Source organism: Levilactobacillus suantsaii (assembly GCF_014069315.1).
Taxonomy (GTDB): Bacteria; Bacillota; Bacilli; order Lactobacillales; family Lactobacillaceae; genus Levilactobacillus; species Levilactobacillus suantsaii.
Genome location: NZ_CP059603.1, coordinates 788495 through 806640 on the forward strand (window position 1 = coordinate 788495; position 18146 = coordinate 806640).

Consider the following 18146-nt stretch of genomic DNA (forward strand, 5'->3'; position numbering starts at 1 on the left):
AACGCCTAACCTGGTTAAACTTCCAGGTTAGGCATTTTGGGTTGCGGTTAATCATTTACGCGCCGACTTGCGGTGCAATCTCACGGCGCGCCAATCGTGGGCGACGACAGTCTTGATGCGGCGCCACTCGGCTCGAAATGGCGTCGAGTTCCAGCCGACCGTGGTGGTCATGCTGTTGAGGACGCCCACTAGCCGAATGAAAGCACAGACCAGACTATACACGGGCAGGGTGGTCGCGACCCACCATTGCCGGCGGTAAAAGCGGCGCTCCTCCGGGAAGGCGACCAGTAATTGCAAGACGCAGAGGTAGTTGAAGAGGCTCACCAGGATATAGAGCAGGTAGATGATAACGTACGACATGCCCATCATAATTGGGGAGTAGCGAAAGAAGAGCAGCACGACGCTGGCGCAGAGCCAAATCATGCGGGGAAAAAGGAATGTGTGGTCCAACAAGAGCCGGCGGACCATGAAGTTTGTGAAGAAGTCGCGCACGCTCAGACGGTGCGTGTACTGTTGAACGACCTCCATTTCCCCCCGTTGCCAGCGCTGACGTTGGGTATAGAGTTGGCCCAAATTAGCGATTGGTTCGATATAGAAGATGGCGTCGGGACACAGCTCGACGCGCTGGTTGAGGCGGTCTCTGATTTGAAACGTCATATCGGTGTCTTCCCCGATGGTGTCGGCATCGTAAAGAAAGGTATTGAGCACGACCTCCTTGCGAAAGGCGGAAAAGTCTCCCGACATGGTGAACAGTTGGTTATGGTGTGATTCCATGACTCGACCGGAAAGGAAGGCCTGAGCGTACTCAAAGTACTCGTTATATTGCAAGACGTGCCCATGCTGTTTCAGCCGGTCTTTTTGGGTCAAAATGGTGCCGGTCAACGCGGCGACGTGGTCGTCGTTTTCGAATTGCAGGATCATATTGGTGAGGGCGTGCGGTTCAAGGACACCGTCGCTGTCGATATTGATGATGTAGGTTCCGATGGCCACGTACAGGGCGTTGTTTAAGGCCCGCGCCTTTCCCTTCGGTGTGTGGATGATGGATAAGTGGAGGTCCTGGAAAGTGTTTTGGGCCGCCGCAAAGACAGCGAAGCTATTGTCGGTACTCTGATTATCAGCCACGATGACCTGGATGGCGGCCTTAGGGTAGGTGGACCGTTCGATCGAGTCGAGGCAGGCAAAGAGGGTGTCCGCGGAGTTGTAGACCGGGACGATGATGGAGATCACAGGCCATTTAGCGGGCGACTCCAGGTGCCGCGGATGGGCATTGTGGCGTAGGAGACGTAAGCTAGAAATGATGGCGGGGATAATTTCGACCACGATGGGGATCAACGCCCAGGTCAACCAAAAGCCCATTTTAAATAGCGTCAGGTTCAACCAATAACTCATGACTTTTCTCGCCCCCAGTGAAGGTTAACTTGCCAGCGACGCAGGGTCGCAACGCAGGCCGCATAAAAATTTCGTGAGATTTGTGAGTAGGTGAAGACGTTGTAGTACAGAACAATGACCAGAATGTAGAAAACAAGGCGGCCCAGGATGGCGTGGGCGAAAAAGAAAATCTGCCCGCCCGAAAAGTGGACCAACACGATGACAATGGCTAAGCGTAGTACGTTGGCCAGGTAGATCCACAACAAGCCCAGCAAGCCAAAGAAGACGCGTTCGTGGTGGTTAAAAAGCGGAAAGAAAGCGACCAGGCTAACGAAGGCGGTGGTCTCGATGATGCCGGAACACTCGTAGTCGATGGTCATGGTCAGCGGGTTAAACGGATTATTGATGCTGACGAGGCCGTAGTGAGACATGATGGTACACATGCCGGTCACGGTCCCCACCCAGCGGACCCCGTTGATGACGGCGTGAGTAAAGAACCAGACCCAATAAGGATCACTCAACGCTATCAGGATGAAAAAGAGCCCGGCGGACCCCACGATGAAATAGAAAGCGGGAACCTGAGCACGTTTTAAAACGGAGATAAGATAAAGCCAGATGAGGAACCCCAGGATTAAATAAATGCTCATGATTGGCGGGGACCTCGTTTCTGCGGACGAGTCGAGAATTGCCACACGCTTCCCACGGCGATTAAAGCGCCGATGCCAGCCAAGACGATGGGTCCGGTACTTCCGCCGGAAACCTTTAAGGATCCGGTCCAGAGATTCGGGTTTTTCAGGGAGATGGTTTGGCCACTGGTGCTGGAAATTCCTTGGAGATCCGCTAGTGGAATGGCACATTCGAGGACGTATCCTTTCCCCTTGACGGCCGTTCCGTCACCCAACTTTTGGGGGATGATTTGACGAGAGACGTAGGCTTGATGACTCAAGTTCACGTTCGACCCGTCGCTCCCGTAAAGGTTCATGGCGACGGCCTGTTTCTCACCGACGTTAAGGGTCACGGTTTGATGATTGTTGAAGGAAAGGTGGAACGTCTTGCCGCCAACCGTCAGGACGTACCCGCTCGGTTGAAAGTTGGTGTAGCCGCCTTGCAGCTTAGGACTCATCAATATGTAGTAGTAGATGGAGTGGTTATCGGTCAACAACGAGACGTACTTCACGTTGTCGTCATCGCCGCTGATTGTCATGGCGTGTTTTGGTTTATCAGCCCAGTCGGTAAAATCACCGTCGATAGTGATGCCGAGGTCGCCGCTTGATGATGTAGTTGTGTCAGAGCCGCGTTACGAGAGGTCGTGGTGGTCGCTGCTTGTGCCGGGCCACCTCCCAGTAATGCAAAACTGATGGTTAAAGTTAAGATGAAAATGGGTTTATAAATTCCCATGCAATATGCCTCCGAACGTGGTCGGCCATTAGCCGATCACTAATTTTAGTATAGCTTGTGAGTGAAATGTAAGTAAAGCTACTGAACTAATTAAGTCACCGAGTGATTAACGGTGGGGGCGTGGAGCCAGGCCAAATGACGGTGAAGTAGCTGATGCGTAGCCGGACTATTGAGGGTCGCGAGAAGCAACAAAACGGGTAAAAATTGAATCAGGTAGCGGCTTCGCCCACCTTCAAAAATCAACAGGAACAAGCACCCACCGACGAAGGCCAACCGGAGTGCTTGGATGATTTTGCGGTCATCGTGCCAGGCAAAGAAGATGAGACCTAACCAGAGACACCACCAGATTTGGGTCAGAAAACGGAGATCCCCCAAATTCCGGCCATAAAGGAACAAGAAGTTCTCGAGGTGACCGGACCAACTAGGCGAGGTTGGAAAGTGACGCCGTTGGGCCAGCAAGGGGTCTTGGGCCCAGCCAAACGACCCGTCGCTGGTATTGTGCTGTTGTTTTTGCCAGAGGAAGGCCACGTAACCGGTCAGGCCCAGACGTCGTAATCGGCGCTTGATGGTCGTCACGGAATAGTTGATGCGGGCTTGTTTATTCAACGTAGTCACCATTTTGTAGGAGTCCTTCGCGTTGTACCCGCCCTGACCCGAGAGGCCCATGTTGATAAAGTGGACCAGGGGCTTAGCCCGGGCCTGATTGACGCGGATGTAGGTTTGAGTTTGGACGACGTGGTGCCCCACTATGTAGCTGCCGGCAGTGCTACCGGTTAGGAGGAGTGCCAACAGTCCCAGCCAGAGCCAGTGGTGGGGTTGGGGCTTCAGTAGTGTCAAGCCTTCAATGAGCACAATGGCGATTGCCGGAACAATGGCCGAGGGCTTGATGAAGAAGGCGGCACTGACCCCCATGCCGAACCCAAGCGCGGCGAGAGCTTTAAGTAGCTTAGGGGCGTTCGAGTAAGCTAGCACGCAATAGCAGAGGATGTAGAATGACACAGCGGGTAAGACCCAGGTATCAGTATACGGAATGGTGATGGCGGGAAAGAATGCGAGCCACAGGGCGTGTAGATACAAGCCCCACGGGACATTGGTGCGGTCGATGACCGCCAAACTCAAGAGGTTCAAAGTCGCTGAGACGTCGACGAAAAGCAACGTCCAGGAATCGAAGAAGAGCCAGGACGTAGTGTGAAACTGACTGGCTAACCAGTGTTGGATGAGTAAGAGGGGGAGGTTGTTGGGGTTGACGCTAAAATAGCCCACGGTGTTCGGGGCGTTGGGAGTGAGCAGGGCTTGGTGAATGGCGTCTACATCAGCCCCGCTGGGGAAATGCAATGCCCAGACTAAGCCGATTTGGCCGAGCACCACGAGGCCCAGACACCCGCTGGCGGTTACCCACCGGTTGGTCACGAACACCTTGTAACCTAGCCGTCGCGCGTGGGGAGAGACGTATAGGGTAAGTGCGATGGCTAAGGCCAGCAATAGCACCCCGGTCGTCACCCCTGTAGTCCCAACTTTGGTGACGGCATTGTCCCCCAAAATCAGGTTAGGTGAAGTCAGGGCAAAGCCAAAGGTGAGGATGAAAAAGCCGTAAAAGATGAGTTTTAGGGCTCGGGTATTGAAATGGTAAAATTGTTGCCGCATGTGAATTCCTCGAATCAATTTAGAGTAAGAACTATTCAAAGCTTACAACTACGGGACGCACGGCGCAACTGGAAGTGGCGCGGATGCAGTTGTCAAGGGGCCAGACTTCGACTAAGATGGCAGTAGTGCCATGCGGGAGGGAACGAGATGAGTCAACGAACTTATAAAATAAAATCTTATGTTAACGCGAGCCACGCGATTCGATGGGCCGCGGGATCGGGGGAGAAGCATACACATACCTGGGAAATCGTGTGTGAGTTACATACCACGGATAAAATGGTGGCGTTTTACGATATCGAAACGATCCTACACAAGTCTTAGATGAACTTTCTGGCCAGTTCTTGAATGATTTACCGGAATTTCAAACGGTGAACCCCACGGTGGAAAACGTCACCGAGTACCTTTTTCAAAAAATTGACCAAGTCTTGCGGGACAATGGGGCGCAGTTATTGCGAATCGAAGTCAGTGATTCGCCAATCCGAGCCTACTGTATCGATACCCGTAACTAAGGACTCAAGGTGGTGATGGGGATGCTTCACGTGGAACAAAGGTGGCTAGGTGGGACCGCGGTGTCCCCTAGGCAACTCCCATCAGCGAGAGTTAAAGACATGGGCCCCAAGCTGGTCACGACTGACTGGTCGGTCGTCTTTGAAAATGAGTCTATCGGTGCTATCACAGCGACGAACAGGGGTTGAGCACAGACTAAGAAATGACTTGCCAATAACGGCAAGTCATTTTTTAGCCCTAACTCCTTAGTGGGATTCTTGTTTGTGCGTATCTCCAACACACCTCGGCTGAAGCTCAAGTGGACCCAGCGATGCTACACAACGTTGGGACGACACGTCATTGCGTTAGGCAGCTATGCCGGTGAGTCTAAGCAGTACGATCAAGTCAACCAACAGATGTATCTGGAGTTTGGGGAGTTAGTCCCATCAGCGGAAATCACACTGTTTGCGGTCGACCCCGCACTGACCGGTCACCATATTGGCTCCCGGCTCTTACACGCGTTTGAACAATATGCGTCTCATGAGTTGATTTATCTGTATACCGATTCGGATTGTAACTACCCCTTTTATTTTAAGCGGCAGTTCAACGTGCTTGCGCAACGAAAAATTCACTTAGACGAAAATGACCCGGCTTCGGCAGCCCTGACTTGTTTCTTATTGTATAAGCAACTGTAGTCAAACCATCACGGGCATAAAATTCAAAAAATCTCGGTCATCCCACTACGGCTGTGGTGACCGAGATTTTTTTAGATTGACGAGTTAGTTTTGTTGCGCCAGTTCTAACAGGCGTTGCCGTAACGCATCATCGTACGCTGTCAAGTACAGGCCATACTTGCCACGCTTGATGAGCACGTTTAAGACGTTCGCGATGAAGGCCTGGTACTCCGCACGGGTGAATTTGCGGTCCTTGCGCTTCTTGAAGACCTCTTTATGCGAGTACTTTTCGGGGATCACGGTCATGCTGTCGGTTTTGGCGTCGTAGCCGAAGGACGGGCCGATGATCATGCCCACGTAATTTAAGTCAAACCCTTGCAGCGTGTAGATCGTACCGACCTGGGTGATGGAACCTTCCCGCTTGGCCCACGGGGTACGTTGCGGGTCCCATTCGTCCCAGGGGAGGTTGAAGGTGTCCATTTCTACGTTGTGCCGACCGTCGATGCGCGGAAAACCGGAAGTCGCGACGACCCGGCTCATACCGTATTCCTTGTTGCGGCGTTTGATGGTTTCAAAAAGGTCGCCGGCCTTGTCGTAGACTTTGAACTCGAACTTACTGTTGGTCGGGAAAGGCCGCAGCGGTTTTTGAGCCGTCAAGTCGTCCATCCAGGCGACTTGCTCGTTGCTGGCGACCATCCGGTATTGGAAGTTCATGGAGAAGAGTTGGTGCGGGTGCTGGCCGATGGTCTTCATCAAGAGATCCTTGTCCCAGTACATCTTGGATTGGAAGACCTGGTCGAAATCGTAAACGACAACCACGACTTTGGCCAGGTTCATCAAATCGGTCAGTTGGTTTTGCCCGCGGTAATGGGCGTAGGGTTCCGACTTGGAGTATAGCAAATGGGCTTCGTCGACAAAGATGATGTCGTACTGCTTATCGTGTTTTTGAGCATCGTTGATCAACGCGGTTGGCCGTCGAATCGATTGGACGTTCAAATGGGGAATGGCCTTCCCCATGTCGCGGTAGGCCTTGTATAACTCGGGGTGGTTGACCACCAGCGCGGTCCGGTACTGCGGGTCGGTCATGTACTGCCGAACCAGTTCTATCAAAACGACGGATTTCCCGGTTCCGGCGGCGCCTTCGATGATGGCGACCGAAGATGGTTTACGGGTCAGGCCTTGAGCAATGTAATCGTTGATTTTGGTGATCATATGCTTCTGGTCGGCGGATAAGTCGTCGACGAAAAACTGTGCTTTTAAGATTTCGTTCATGTTAAACTCCTAGGTTTTCAATTTAGCGTCACTAAAGGTCAATGGTACCACAAATGGGGTGGAAGTCAGTTCTGGCTAGGATAAATTTGGATTCTGACCAGTGAATTTGGATTTCACGTCAGGTCATTATTGATAGGGTATACTAGGGGAACAAAACCCGAACTAATAAAAAACGGTCTCGGGCGAAAATCAAAACGCCGGTTTGACGGGATTTCCTTAGTGTATTCCCCACGCATGTGGGGGTGATTCTATTTCCCGCCAGATCAGCGATCCGGCTCTTTTGTATTCCCCACGCATGTGGGGGTGATTCCATGCGTTTTAACTGGCCTTTGGTCAACTCCGGGTATTCCCCACGCATGTGGGGGTCTAAAAAAGTGCAGTGGAAGAGTTATTTTCTACTGCACTTTTACTTGATTGAAAAATGATGTTTCACGTGGAACATGGTTCTATTTCACTGATGCATTTCGTGGGGTCACCATCCACCGGTAAATCGATAAGCCCGTGGCAAGCAAGCACAGGACTAAAGCCAACGTGAAGGCGGTATGCAACGCATGAATAAATAAGTCGGGATGGCCAAACGGGTACGTTGAGACCAGGTGCCCTGCTTGATGACTCATCGACGAGAAGAGGACCGTGGTGGCGGTCGCGATACCAATGACCATGCCGAGTTCTCGGACCAACGCGCTGAGACTGCCGGCGATGCCTAACTCGGTCACGGGGATGGCACTCATCACGATGGTGTTATTGGGCGCTTGAAAGATGCCGTTGCCCAGGCCACCGGTCGCAATGAAGAGCACCAGGAAAGCAAACGGCAAGCCGACCGTCGTGTTCAGGTAGCCCAACTGGCTGAGACTGATCAAAGCTAAGCCAATCACGGTAATCAGTTCTGGTCCCACGTGGTCGGTCACTAACCCGGACAACGGGGCAATAACGACTTGGACCAAAGGGAAGGTCATGAACAGGTAGCCCGCGACGTTAGCCGGAAGATGGCGCGTATTTTCCAAGAAAAAGGGCATAATGACCGAAAAGAACAGGTTGGCCACGAAGACCAGAAAGGCCGACAACAAGCTAACGGAGAACTGCGCGTTGGCGAACAAGCGCAAAGCGACCAACGGGTGGGGGCACCGGTACTCCGTGAGTAGGAAGCTCAAGAAAAAGCAGGGCCCCAAAGCCAAGCCCCAAAGAATAATGGGTTGGGTGAACCCGATCGCTTGGCCGCCGAAAATGCCGCCAAAAGTGGTCGCGATGGTGATGAAAAAGAGGCCCGCACCTAACCAATCGATGGCGTCGTCGCTGAAGGTGACATCGTGGGGTAAAATGAAGTGACCATACATCAAGGCAATGATGCCAATCGGGACGTTCATCCAGAAGATATAGCCCCAGGAGTAGTTGGCGAGAATCAGGCCGCCGATGCCGGGGCCGGCGATGCTCCCCAAAGACACAAAGGAACCAATCGTACCCAACGCGCGGCCGCGTTCGGTCTTGGGAAAGATTTCCGTGATGATCCCGCTATTGGTGCTCATGGTCATGGCCGCGCCAATTCCTTGGGTGACCCGGGAAAACAGCAGAAAGGACAGGCCCAGGTTGACGCCGCAAAGAAACGACCCCAGCGTGAACAGCCCCGCGCCCCATTTGAAAATTCGAATCTTCCCGTAACTGTCACTCATTTTACCGAACAATAGGAGAAACGCGCAGGTCACCAGCAGGTAGATGGACACGACCCACTCGACCTGGTTCATGGGGATGTGCAATGAGCGCTCCATTACGGGTAAAGCGATATTGACGATGCTGGCGTCTAGCGTAGACATAAACGAAAACAAACAAACGGCCACCAGGATCAACCAGCGGTGGTGCTGGATTTGCGGGTCGGCCGTAAATGCCAATTGCGCCACGGGACCCACCTCCTTGAGGAAAAAAACGAAGATAGCGGACCTGCCACCAACGGGTGAAGGTCCGCTATTTCGCTAACAGTTGCTGACCAGGTTAGACTTAATGGTCGTCGTGGGCCGCTAAGAGTTCACCTAACGAAGGTTGGGCCGTGACGTCGAGGTGGGAGGCCTTGGCGTAAGCGGCGATCGTAGCGGCATCGTTTTTGGCCGGGTCTAGCGGGACGTTACCGGTGCGAATCGGGTCTTCGCGGTTGATGATGGCATTGACCACGATGGGTTTCTGGTTGCCCTGGTCCTGCAGTGTTTCAATCTGGTCGAAGACCTGGGCGACTTCCGCTTTGGTCCTGACGGTAAAGCCGATGGCGCCCATGGCCTCGGCGACTTTGGCCCAATCGGCGTCGGCAAGTTCTACACCAAAGAGATGCTGCTGGTTTTCAAGCTGTTCTTCGTAAATGACCCCCAGTCGCGTGTTGGTGAAGACCACGTTGATGGTTGGGAGCTTGTATTTGACGGCGGTGATCAGGTCTTGAACGCCCATCGCAAACCCGCCGTCCCCGGAAAAGGTCCAGGATTGCGCATCGGGCCGACTCAACGCCCCGGCGATCCCCGCGGGCAACCCGAAGCCCATGGTGGCGTACAGCCCGGAGATAGCGAAACGCTGGTTCTGGTTGAGTGGTAAGCCGCGTACGGCCCACTCGGACACGTTGCCGGTGTCGACGCCAAACAAATCGTTGGGGCCGACCATTGATGCGACCTGTTGCATGACGGCCTCGGGGGCTAAGCCGTTGGTCTCATCGTCGGCACGTTCCGCCAGCCAGTTTTCCCAGTTTTGCTTGTTTTGCCGGTTTAAACGTAACCAGGCCGTTTCTGGCAGGGTTTCCTTAGTCGCAATCATCGCGCGCAAGTAGGTCTTGGCGTCCCCGATAACAGCCTCGTCAATCGGGACCGTTTTGCCGATGTCAAAGGCGTTGTTGTTGACCTGGATGATTTTCAGGGTCTTCGGCCACCCGCCAGCAAACGGAAATTCGGACCCCAAGAAGAGAATCAAATCAGCGTTTTGCACGGCTTCGAACCCCGGCTTGGAGCCTAAACGGCCGGTGGTGCCGATGGCGTTAGCGTGGCGGGTCGGTAAGATTCCGGTCGCCGGGACTGTGTTGACGACCGGTAGATTGAACTGCTCACTGAACTGAACCAGTTCGTCGCGGGCGCCCATCAGTCCGCGGCCAGCGTAAATCAGGGGGTGCTTGGCGGCCTTCAACAGGTCGAGACTGGTCTGAATCGCCTGCGGGTCAATGATCTGGGTGGTATTCGCGGCCACAACGGTTGGCGTCTTGGTCGGCGTGTACTCGATTTCCGTAGCGGAGAGGTCGTCCGGTAAGATGACCACGGCGGGACCTTGGAACTGGTACGCGGCTCGAATCGCCTGGTTGATGACGTAAGGAATCTGGGCGGCCGTGGTGACTTGGTGGTTATAAACGGCCACGTCGTTGAACATTGGTAGTTCGTCCATTTCCTGGAAGAAGTTGGTGTTCATCTGTGCTTGGTCGACCTGGCCGACCAGGGCCAACACGGGGATGTGATCCATTTTAGCGTCATACAGGCCATTAAGCAGGTGGATGGCGCCGGGACCGGCTGACCCGAAGGCCGCACTGATGTGACCAGTGAATTTCGCGTCGGCCACGGCGGCTAAAGCGCCGACTTCTTCGTGGCGGACCTGGATATACTGCAGGCGGTCCTGTTCTTGGTAGAGGCCCTCAATCACGTGGTTAATGGTGCCACCGGGAATCCCATAGATGTGGGTGATGCCCCAGTCTTCGAGCACTTTGACCAAGGCCTGTCCGGCAATCATTTTTGTCATGTTCGTTCGCTTCCTTTGGCTAAAAGTCGTCTGTTTAAATAAGACGAGGCTAGCATAGCCGCTAGTGGGGAAGCGGGGGTGGGAAGTGCTGTTGAAAATGTGACGCGAGCGTTTTATGGGAAAATGAGTGACAAGAAAGCAAGGAGGCGTTGGCTAAGAAACGAGTGGGGCTGGTTCTGGAAATTGATTAACTGGTATTTGGGTAACGCACGGATTGAAAATCAACCGTGTCTTTTTTGCGTTAAGCACCTGTTGGGTGAGCGATGAAGTTATAATTTGGGGAACAAAGGACGAACTAATAAAAAATAGCTCTTTGCAAAATTTAAAACGCCGGTCTGACAGGGATTCTTTAGTGTGTTCCCCACGCATGTGGGGGTGATTCCCACTCTACCCGAATCCGAAACATAGCGAAGATGTGTTCCCCACGCATGTGGGGGGTGATTTAAAATTTATTTTGGAGGAAAGACATGTGTGGTGGGCTGTTTTTGATTATGATAGGTGGATTGCTGCTATGGATAATAATCCAGGTACTTTTGGGGTAAAGACACAGTTAATCAGAATAAAGTAGTTTTATATTCCCCAAATGGCTAACCGAAAGGGGGTGGTTGCAGAATCAAAGTAAAGTGATAGCTCAAAGTAGGAATCGAAGTGACGGCACCTCGAAAAAGAGTTTGAAAAAGTTAGCCACAATTAGCGGAACTTACTAGGGGGAGGTGATTGAATCATGGCGTTATCGGCTCAAAGTAGCGCTCTCTGGGCAAAAAAGCGATCGGTGGATGGTCATCACTTATGGTTGCCATTGATCACTCATTTAGTGGATGCCCAGAACGTCATTAACTGGTTAATGAATCACTGGTTAGCCGAAGGTCAACGGCAGCTATTGTGTCAATCCTTGTCGGCGGAAGATTTGCAGAAATTAGTGAAGTTTTTAGGATTTATGCATGACTTGGGGAAGGCCACTGCGGCGTTTCAATTAAAGCCGGCTTACAATGGCGACCAGGAACTGGATCACGAGTTACGCGACCAGTTGACCTTCAACGGCTTTCAAGGGTTAGATGATGTGGCCTTGGCCCGCAAATCACCCCACGCGCTTGCCGGGGAAGCCATTTTAGAAAGCTTTGGGGTCCCAGTTGCCATCGGGGCTATCATCGGTGGGCATCATGGGAGGCCGGCCGACCGTCGTCCGCGAAAACAATTACGGACCTACACCGCGAACTACTGGCAAAGTGATCAGAATGCCGCGCTGCAAGCGCCTTGGCAACAAGTGCAGTTGGAGTTGTTTCACTACGGGTTGTCGTTGTCTGGTTATCAGCATGTCGCGGAAATTCCGTCAGTGGGACAACCGCAGGCCGTGATTTTGGAAGGCTTGTTGATTATGACAGACTGGCTAGCCTCAAGTGAATTCTTAGATGATGACACCCAAATGCCGCTGTTCCCGTTAATTGGGGTAGCAGACACATGGCAAGATGTCGATATGACGGCCCGGTTTCAACAGGCGATTTTAGCTTGGCGGCGTGAAGATAAGTGGGCGCCCCAAGCTGTTAAAACAAGTTCTGACCCTTATCAAGCCCGGTGGGGGTTTCAACAAAATTCGGTCCAGAAGGTGATGACAGAAGCAATCAGTCAGACACTTGATCCTGGCATGATGATTGTAGAAGCGCCTATGGGGCTGGGAAAGACGGAGTTAGCGCTGGTCGCCACGGAAGAATTGGCTTATAAAACGCAGCGAGATGGGCTCTTCATGGGATTGCCTACGCAGGCAACGACGAATGCTATGTTTGCCCGGGTAAATACCTGGTTAGCCCAGTTGGCCGACCGCCAAGGTGAAAAGTTACAAATCAAATTGTTACACGGAAAAGCGGAATTCAATGAGTTATACCGGCATTTGCCGCGCGCGACTAACGTGAATCAAGGACACTCAAATGCTGAAACTGAGCAGGTTGAATCCGTTATGGTGAACGGCTGGTTTTCGGGGAAAAAATAGATTTTAGCGGACTTTACAGTTGGAACGATTGATCATCTGCTCTTGATGGGGTTAAAACAAAAGCACCTCTTTTTGCGGCATTTGGGCCTGAGTAACAAAGTTGTCATCATCGATGAAGTACACGCTTACGATGCCTATATGAATCAGTATTTGTATCAAGCGATTGAGTGGTTGGGTGCGTACCACGTGCCCATCGTGGTACTTTCGGCAACGCTACCGAAGGTGAAACGTAACGCGTTACTTCAGGCGTACGCCAAGGGAAAGTATGGCACGAAGCAATTAACGGGGCCGTCGGGGTGGGAAGCGACCCAAGCTTACCCGTTACTGAGTCTTTTAGACGGCAAGCAAGTTCGGCAAGTCACTCAATTTGCTGAGGCGGGTCCCCGGCAGGACGTTAAAGTCCAACGATTAACGCTCGAAGATAATGACTTGATGGCGCATGTGTTGAAACGGTTGAGTGGTGGTGGGGTCGCCGGACTCATCGTTAACACCGTCAAACGAGCGCAGGCGTTAGCTGATTTGGTTCCAGCTGATGAAGAGGTCCTGATTCTCCATTCCGCTTTCTTAGCGCCGGACCGTGAAAAACAGGAGCAACGGTTACAAGCGGTCATCGGCAAACAGGGCAAGCGACCGGCTAAGTTGATTGTGATTGGCACCCAGGTCCTAGAGCAGTCGCTAGACATTGATTTTGATGTTTTGTATACCGATATCGCCCCCATGGATTTACTGTTACAACGGGCGGGGCGGTTGCATCGGCATCAAATCAAACGGCCACAAGCGCTCCAGACACCACAGCTTTACGTCATGGGGAGTCAAACAACGGGTCAGTATGGAGCGGCTAACGAAGCCATTTACGAAAAGTATCTGTTGCTTCGTACGGATTATTTCCTAAATGACACCTTGAAGTTGCCGGCGGATATCTCACCGCTAGTTCAGGCTGTTTATGATGAAGCCGCTCCGGTTGAGATACCAGGAATCGAAAAGGCGTTGGAAAATTTTAACCGGCATCGATGTCAAGAACAAAGGAAGGCCCAGGCGTTTCAAATTGACGAACCAGATTTGGATGCTGATGCGACCATCTTAGGGTGGCTGGAACGGCCACAAGAAGAGGTGGCTAATGACGATCAAAAGGCGAGTGCTGCGGTACGGGATATCCAAGAAACCTTGGAAGTCATCCTGATTCAACAGACTGCCAAGGGGGATGTTTTACTCGATGGCCGTCCCTTGAGCCAGGCACCTGATTGGGAAATTGCACAACAGGTTATTCGCTTACCCGCTGCCGTAACACCGGTGTATCAATTAGACCAAACTATTGCAGATTTGGAAAAACGGACGAGTCGGCATTATGCAGCATGGCGTGAAAGTGTGTGGTTACGAGGAGCGCTAGCGTTGCCGCTCAATGAAACGTTAGAAACGGATTTGGGAAACTGGCATTTGTCCTACGCAACTACGACAGGATTGCGTTACATAAAGGGGGAGGATTATGGGTGAAAAAAGCTTCAATTTAACGACCGAACCATGGCTCAAAGTGATTGATCAAGCGGACCACGAGAAAATGGTTTCGCTGATAGAGTTATTTGAAAATGCTCCGGATTACCAACGACTGGCCGGAGATATGCAGGCACAGGATTTAGCGGTTTTCCGGTTACTGCTGGCAATTTTGACCACGGTTTATTCACGGGTTGATATGGCGGGAAACGCCTACGATTGGGCTGTGGCTATTGAACAAGCTGGTTACCAGGCAGAAGCCGAGTTTAGTCGCAAGACGATTCAACGGGGGTTACTGAAAACTTGGCGTGACCTCTACCGAGCCGGAGCATTTTCAACGGCAGTGACTAAGTACTTACAGCAACAAGCGGACCGGTTTGATTTATTTGGGGAGCGGCCTTTTTACCAGGCAACGACGACTGATTACGATGCTTTGGTTCCTACTAAGAAGCGGGTGGCCACGGGAAACGGGCAAGTTGCTATCAAACAGATTAATCGGCAAGTTTCTGAAAGTGGTAGTACACCCGCCATTTTTGCACCCAAAGCGGGCGATGCTAAGAATACGTTGACCCTGGCCGAATTAACTCGTTGGTTGGTCACCTACCAGAACTTTACGGGAGTGACCGATAAAACCAAGATTGAAACGACTGAGAAATTTGCTAATTCGGCGGGGTGGGTCTACCGATTGAGCCCGGTTTTTGCTAACGGAGAAAGTTTGTTTGAAACCTTGATGTTGAACTTGGTTTTAACGGGGAAACAAGACCCGTACGCCCCACAACTTCCGGTTTGGGAAGAATCAATCGCGGCCCACGTTGCCCGGCGGAAGCAACAGGTTCAACCGAATAATTTAGCCGAATTATATACAACTTGGTCACGAATTTTGCATATTGAATGGACGCCGGATGATCATCCCACCATTTTCAGTGCAGGGTTACCTATTTTTGAAGCCGATAATGCGTTTATCGAACCGATGACGACTTGGCGCCACGATAAAAAAACGCATGCCGACCGACCGGCGGTGAAGGGACTCCGGTCGTTAAGCATCGCCATGTGGCGTAATTTTGGGCAGTACGTCAAGGTCAACGAAAGTGCTGCCACGCATGAACCCGGAATCGTGGTGTGGTTGCGGGATTTAAAGGACCAGAACATGATTCCGGATGACAAGCAATTGGCGCTGATGTCGGTGGGGTTGGTTAGCGACGGAAACGTCACGTCGCAAGCGCCAGCAGCCGAAATCGTTGACGATATGCGGATTAAAGCAAACGTCTTGTTTGATACTAAGTCGGATATAGGATACTGGCCAGAGCAAATTGAAGATGTCATCTTGATGACGCAAACCATCGGTAAAGATTATTATCGGTTCTTGGCCAATGTTGGTCGAATTCGTAACTTAGATGCGACCGCATTTGCAAACAAACTGAGTGTCGGGTTTTATGACCGCTTGAATGCGCCGTTCAAAGCATGGTTAGCGGGATTAAGTAATCACGATGAACGTAGCGTAAAGGTCAACGAGTGGAAAGAAACGCTGAGAAAGACTGTGTTCACGGCGGCCACGGACGTTATGCAATCGAGTTCTTCGCGTGATATTACGGGACTTGCGGGGGAAAAGGGACCAGATAATATTTTCACCGCTAAAAATTGGTTACAACATAATGTAAAAGTACATCTGAGTTAGAGGAGGCGTGAAGCTAAATGGCGACGTATGAAGTTGAAAAAATAACAGCCAATATCATTGGCGAACTCTATAATCATGGCAATCTGAACAAAGGTGTTTTGGCAAGTATCAGGGACTCGGCGACCTTGGTGGGTCCGCGAGCACAGGCGGCTTGGCCCGTGATGATGATGTATTTGACGCCCCAAATGCTCAGCAAGACGGGACAACCAACACTAGCAGAAACGGCGATCTATACCGCGATGCGACTGTATGCGATTCATCAGCAAAGTAAAGATCAGTTAGTTTATGGGTCGGCGTTTGATTCAAATAAAGAGCTCAAAGGAAAATCTTTGTTTGTGGCTTTGGCAGAATTACGTCAGGATGACGATACCAGAGTTGCGCTTGACCGGCGGGTGCAACAGCTTTTAGGAACGACCAACGTTAACAGTATTATTACCGGGATTACCCACCTTGTAGGCATGTTGAAAGCTAATAATTGGGCACAGAAAATCGATTATGCGCAGTTGGCCCAAGATTTCCATAGTCTTCAAGCCGGGTACGACCAGGCCAACCGCGTCCGTTTACGGTGGGGCCAAGCTTATTTTCGACCAGTAGCGACCACTAAATCTGAAGGGAAGAAAAACTAATGAAAAACTTATACGTAGACTTGAGCGTTATTCAGACGGTACCATCTTCAAATATCAACCGGGATGATACGGGATCACCTAAAACCGCTTTGTATGGTGGCGTCACTCGCTCCCGCGTCTCGTCACAGAGCTGGAAACGAGCGACCCGGTCAGCCTTTAGAACGGCAGGAGAAAGCACGGGAACGCGGACCAAGAAGGGGGTTCAATTATTAGCAACGAAACTCTCCGAATTGGACCCGAGTTTGGATGCGGATGCGGCCTTGGCTAAAGCAACGGAGGTTTTTGCGACAGCCGGAATTAAAATCGACAAGAAGACGGCCGAAACGGGGGCCCTGCTATTAGTGAGTCCAGGTCAAATTGAAAAATTAGCCCAATATGCCTTAAACAATACCGATTTCGACAAAAAGGAATTGAAGAAGGTCTTGCAGGGTGACCATTCACTTGATTTAGCCCTCTTTGGTCGGATGGTCGCCGATGCGCCTGAATTGAACGTCGATGCATCGGCGCAGGTGGCCCATGCCATTTCCACGCACGAGGTCGTCCCAGAATTTGATTACTACACAGCCTTGGATGATCAGAAAACGGACGATACCAATGGTGCGGCTATGCTGGGAACCATCGAATTCAACTCGGCAACTTTGTACCGTTACGCCAACATTAATTTAACCGAATTAAGTCGCAACTTAGGCGCCGCGGATGCCATTCATGGTGTGACCACCTTTATCAAGAGTTTCTTGCTCTCAATGCCTACGGGAAAGCAAAATACGTTTGCCAACAAGACGACGCCGAGCTATGTCATGCTCACGGTACGGACGGATACGCCAGTCAACTTGGTGTCGGCCTTTGAAGAACCGGTGGTCTCTAAGGCTGGATATGTAGCAAAGTCGATTGAAAAATTAGAAACCGAGTACCGAAAAGCGTTGGACTTTGTTGAACATCCAGTAATCAATCTGGTGTTAGGTCACCCGATCTCACAAGTGGGACAACCGGTCGCAAACGTGGCGGAACTTTTAAATCAGGTTACCGAAACGCTCACCAAGGCGGTGCAACATGCAGACACTAACGATTAAGCTGACGGCCCCGTTACAATCTTATGGAAATCCGGCCTCGTTTTTGCGGCGGACGACTGGTGACTATCCGTCGAAAAGTGCCATTGTTGGCCTATTAGCCGCAGCCTTAGGTTACCGGCGAAAGGATCAGCGAACAGTTAGGCTGAATGACTTGGACTTTGCGGTGAGAATCGACCAAGTGGGTGTCGCTTTGATGGATTATCAAACGGTAGAGTGGAAGCCCAATACGCGTAAAATTACTTACCGGGATTACTTACAGGATGCTTTGTTTGTGGTGGCGTTAGGGAGCAATGACGATGCATTGATTGAGCAATTAGTTGAGGCACTGCGCCATCCTAAATTCCAGCCATTTCTAGGACGGCGGGCGAACGTACCGGCGGGGCCGTTACAGGTTCAAACGTTTGCGGATGCATCGCCAATTACGGTTTTAAGTGAAATCTTACCTTGGCAAGCGGCGGCTTGGTACCAACGACAAATTTGGTATCGGAAACAAACGGCGCAGGTTGCAGTTGACTTAGTGGCGGATGCAGCTTTGTTACCAGATCAGACGCGAGTTATGGTTAAAGATCGGATGGTGTCGTTTGACCAACGGCATCGGCAGCATGGTTTTCGTGCAGTTGCTGCAAAGCAACTGCACTTTGACAACCCATATCAGCAACGAATGAGTGGCGAAACACAGCAAAATCCATTGGCATACTTATAGAGGGAAGGGGC

The 18146-nt window shown here is 51.5% G+C and carries 15 protein-coding genes and 1 pseudogene; 8 read left to right on the top strand and 8 right to left on the bottom strand.

The features are described 5' to 3' along the window. Nucleotides 1–51: 51 nt before the first annotated feature. The 5 genes from H3M12_RS03675 to H3M12_RS03695 all read right to left on the bottom strand — a co-directional run bounded on the left by H3M12_RS03675 (nt 52) and on the right by H3M12_RS03695 (nt 4410). The gene (locus H3M12_RS03675; protein WP_129032281.1) at nt 52–1389 is read right to left on the bottom strand and encodes a TIGR03111 family XrtG-associated glycosyltransferase; all 1338 of its coding nucleotides are present in this window, start codon (nt 1387–1389) and stop codon (nt 52–54) included. Then, complete coding sequence (gene xrtG / locus H3M12_RS03680) at nt 1386–2015, bottom strand: exosortase family protein XrtG (RefSeq protein WP_129032283.1); 630 nt, start codon at nt 2013–2015, stop codon at nt 1386–1388. The genes H3M12_RS03675 and xrtG overlap by 4 nt, the downstream gene beginning before the upstream one ends. Continuing rightward, the gene (locus tag H3M12_RS03685) at nt 2012–2572 is read right to left on the bottom strand and encodes a Firmicu-CTERM sorting domain-containing protein (protein ID WP_129032285.1); all 561 of its coding nucleotides are present in this window, start codon (nt 2570–2572) and stop codon (nt 2012–2014) included. Before H3M12_RS03685 ends, xrtG begins: the two co-directional genes overlap by 4 nt. Further along, entirely contained in the window at nt 2569–2766 is a 198-nt protein-coding gene (locus H3M12_RS03690) for a hypothetical protein (RefSeq protein ID WP_129032287.1), read from the bottom strand. The genes H3M12_RS03685 and H3M12_RS03690 overlap by 4 nt, the downstream gene beginning before the upstream one ends. Before the next feature lie 90 nt (nt 2767–2856). Then, nucleotides 2857–4410 carry a TIGR03766 family XrtG-associated glycosyltransferase gene (locus H3M12_RS03695; protein ID WP_129032289.1) on the bottom strand — a complete coding sequence of 518 codons (1554 nt, stop codon included), beginning with the start codon at nt 4408–4410 and terminating at the stop codon, nt 2857–2859. A 147-nt stretch (nt 4411–4557) separates the two neighbouring features. Between H3M12_RS03695 and H3M12_RS03700 the strand changes: the two are divergent. Then, nucleotides 4558–4919, top strand: a pseudogene (locus H3M12_RS03700) (6-carboxytetrahydropterin synthase). Nucleotides 4920–5180: 261 nt separating this feature from the next. Next, entirely contained in the window at nt 5181–5591 is a 411-nt protein-coding gene (locus H3M12_RS03705; protein ID WP_129032292.1) for a GNAT family N-acetyltransferase, read from the top strand. Nucleotides 5592–5675: 84 nt separating this feature from the next. Here H3M12_RS03705 and H3M12_RS03710 read toward each other — a convergent pair whose 3' ends face one another. The 3 genes from H3M12_RS03710 to H3M12_RS03720 form a co-directional block, all read right to left on the bottom strand. Further along, nucleotides 5676–6842: a DUF2075 domain-containing protein gene (locus H3M12_RS03710; RefSeq protein WP_129032294.1), complete on the bottom strand. Its 1167-nt coding sequence runs from the start codon at nt 6840–6842 to the stop codon at nt 5676–5678. 446 nt (nt 6843–7288) lie between these two features. Further along, the gene (locus H3M12_RS03715) at nt 7289–8734 is read right to left on the bottom strand and encodes an MFS transporter (protein WP_170954959.1); all 1446 of its coding nucleotides are present in this window, start codon (nt 8732–8734) and stop codon (nt 7289–7291) included. Nucleotides 8735–8831: 97 nt separating this feature from the next. Continuing rightward, nucleotides 8832–10589, bottom strand: coding sequence for a thiamine pyrophosphate-dependent enzyme (locus H3M12_RS03720; RefSeq protein ID WP_129032296.1), 1758 nt, complete (start codon nt 10587–10589; stop codon nt 8832–8834). Between the two features lie 799 nt (nt 10590–11388). Here H3M12_RS03720 and H3M12_RS13040 point away from each other — a divergent pair. The 6 genes from H3M12_RS13040 to cas5e are packed head-to-tail and all read left to right on the top strand — an operon-like array spanning nt 11389 to nt 18135. Beyond that, the gene (locus H3M12_RS13040) at nt 11389–12573 is read left to right on the top strand and encodes a CRISPR-associated endonuclease Cas3'' (RefSeq protein ID WP_325065015.1); all 1185 of its coding nucleotides are present in this window, start codon (nt 11389–11391) and stop codon (nt 12571–12573) included. Between the two features lie 45 nt (nt 12574–12618). Then, nucleotides 12619–14064, top strand: a complete 1446-nt coding sequence (gene cas3, locus H3M12_RS13045) for a CRISPR-associated helicase Cas3' (RefSeq protein ID WP_325065016.1) — start codon at nt 12619–12621, stop codon at nt 14062–14064. Then, nucleotides 14057–15736: a type I-E CRISPR-associated protein Cse1/CasA gene (locus H3M12_RS03730; RefSeq protein WP_129032298.1), complete on the top strand. Its 1680-nt coding sequence runs from the start codon at nt 14057–14059 to the stop codon at nt 15734–15736. Before cas3 ends, H3M12_RS03730 begins: the two co-directional genes overlap by 8 nt. Before the next feature lie 17 nt (nt 15737–15753). Beyond that, a complete protein-coding gene (gene casB, locus H3M12_RS03735) occupies nt 15754–16362 on the top strand; it encodes a type I-E CRISPR-associated protein Cse2/CasB (RefSeq protein ID WP_182150935.1) in 609 nt (202 codons plus the stop codon). Continuing rightward, nucleotides 16362–17432 (top strand): type I-E CRISPR-associated protein Cas7/Cse4/CasC, encoded by a 1071-nt coding sequence (gene cas7e, locus H3M12_RS03740; RefSeq protein ID WP_129032302.1) that lies wholly within the window; start codon nt 16362–16364, stop codon nt 17430–17432. Before casB ends, cas7e begins: the two co-directional genes overlap by 1 nt. After that, the gene (gene cas5e / locus H3M12_RS03745) at nt 17413–18135 is read left to right on the top strand and encodes a type I-E CRISPR-associated protein Cas5/CasD (protein ID WP_129032304.1); all 723 of its coding nucleotides are present in this window, start codon (nt 17413–17415) and stop codon (nt 18133–18135) included. Before cas7e ends, cas5e begins: the two co-directional genes overlap by 20 nt. Nucleotides 18136–18146: the final 11 nt, after the last annotated feature.

Coding starts and splice junctions, on each gene's coding strand:
- cas5e (WP_129032304.1), top strand. CDS start 17,413: ATGCAGACACTAACGATTAAGCTGACGGCCCCGTTACAATCTTATGGA.
- cas7e (WP_129032302.1), top strand. CDS start 16,362: ATGAAAAACTTATACGTAGACTTGAGCGTTATTCAGACGGTACCATCT.
- H3M12_RS03695 (WP_129032289.1), bottom strand. CDS start 4,410: ATGCGGCAACAATTTTACCATTTCAATACCCGAGCCCTAAAACTCATC.
- casB (WP_182150935.1), top strand. CDS start 15,754: ATGGCGACGTATGAAGTTGAAAAAATAACAGCCAATATCATTGGCGAA.
- cas3 (WP_325065016.1), top strand. CDS start 12,619: ATGGGGTTAAAACAAAAGCACCTCTTTTTGCGGCATTTGGGCCTGAGT.
- H3M12_RS03690 (WP_129032287.1), bottom strand. CDS start 2,766: ATGGGAATTTATAAACCCATTTTCATCTTAACTTTAACCATCAGTTTT.
- xrtG (WP_129032283.1), bottom strand. CDS start 2,015: ATGAGCATTTATTTAATCCTGGGGTTCCTCATCTGGCTTTATCTTATC.
- H3M12_RS03710 (WP_129032294.1), bottom strand. CDS start 6,842: ATGAACGAAATCTTAAAAGCACAGTTTTTCGTCGACGACTTATCCGCC.
- H3M12_RS03685 (WP_129032285.1), bottom strand. CDS start 2,572: ATGACAATCAGCGGCGATGACGACAACGTGAAGTACGTCTCGTTGTTG.
- H3M12_RS03675 (WP_129032281.1), bottom strand. CDS start 1,389: ATGAGTTATTGGTTGAACCTGACGCTATTTAAAATGGGCTTTTGGTTG.
- H3M12_RS03730 (WP_129032298.1), top strand. CDS start 14,057: ATGGGTGAAAAAAGCTTCAATTTAACGACCGAACCATGGCTCAAAGTG.
- H3M12_RS03720 (WP_129032296.1), bottom strand. CDS start 10,589: ATGACAAAAATGATTGCCGGACAGGCCTTGGTCAAAGTGCTCGAAGAC.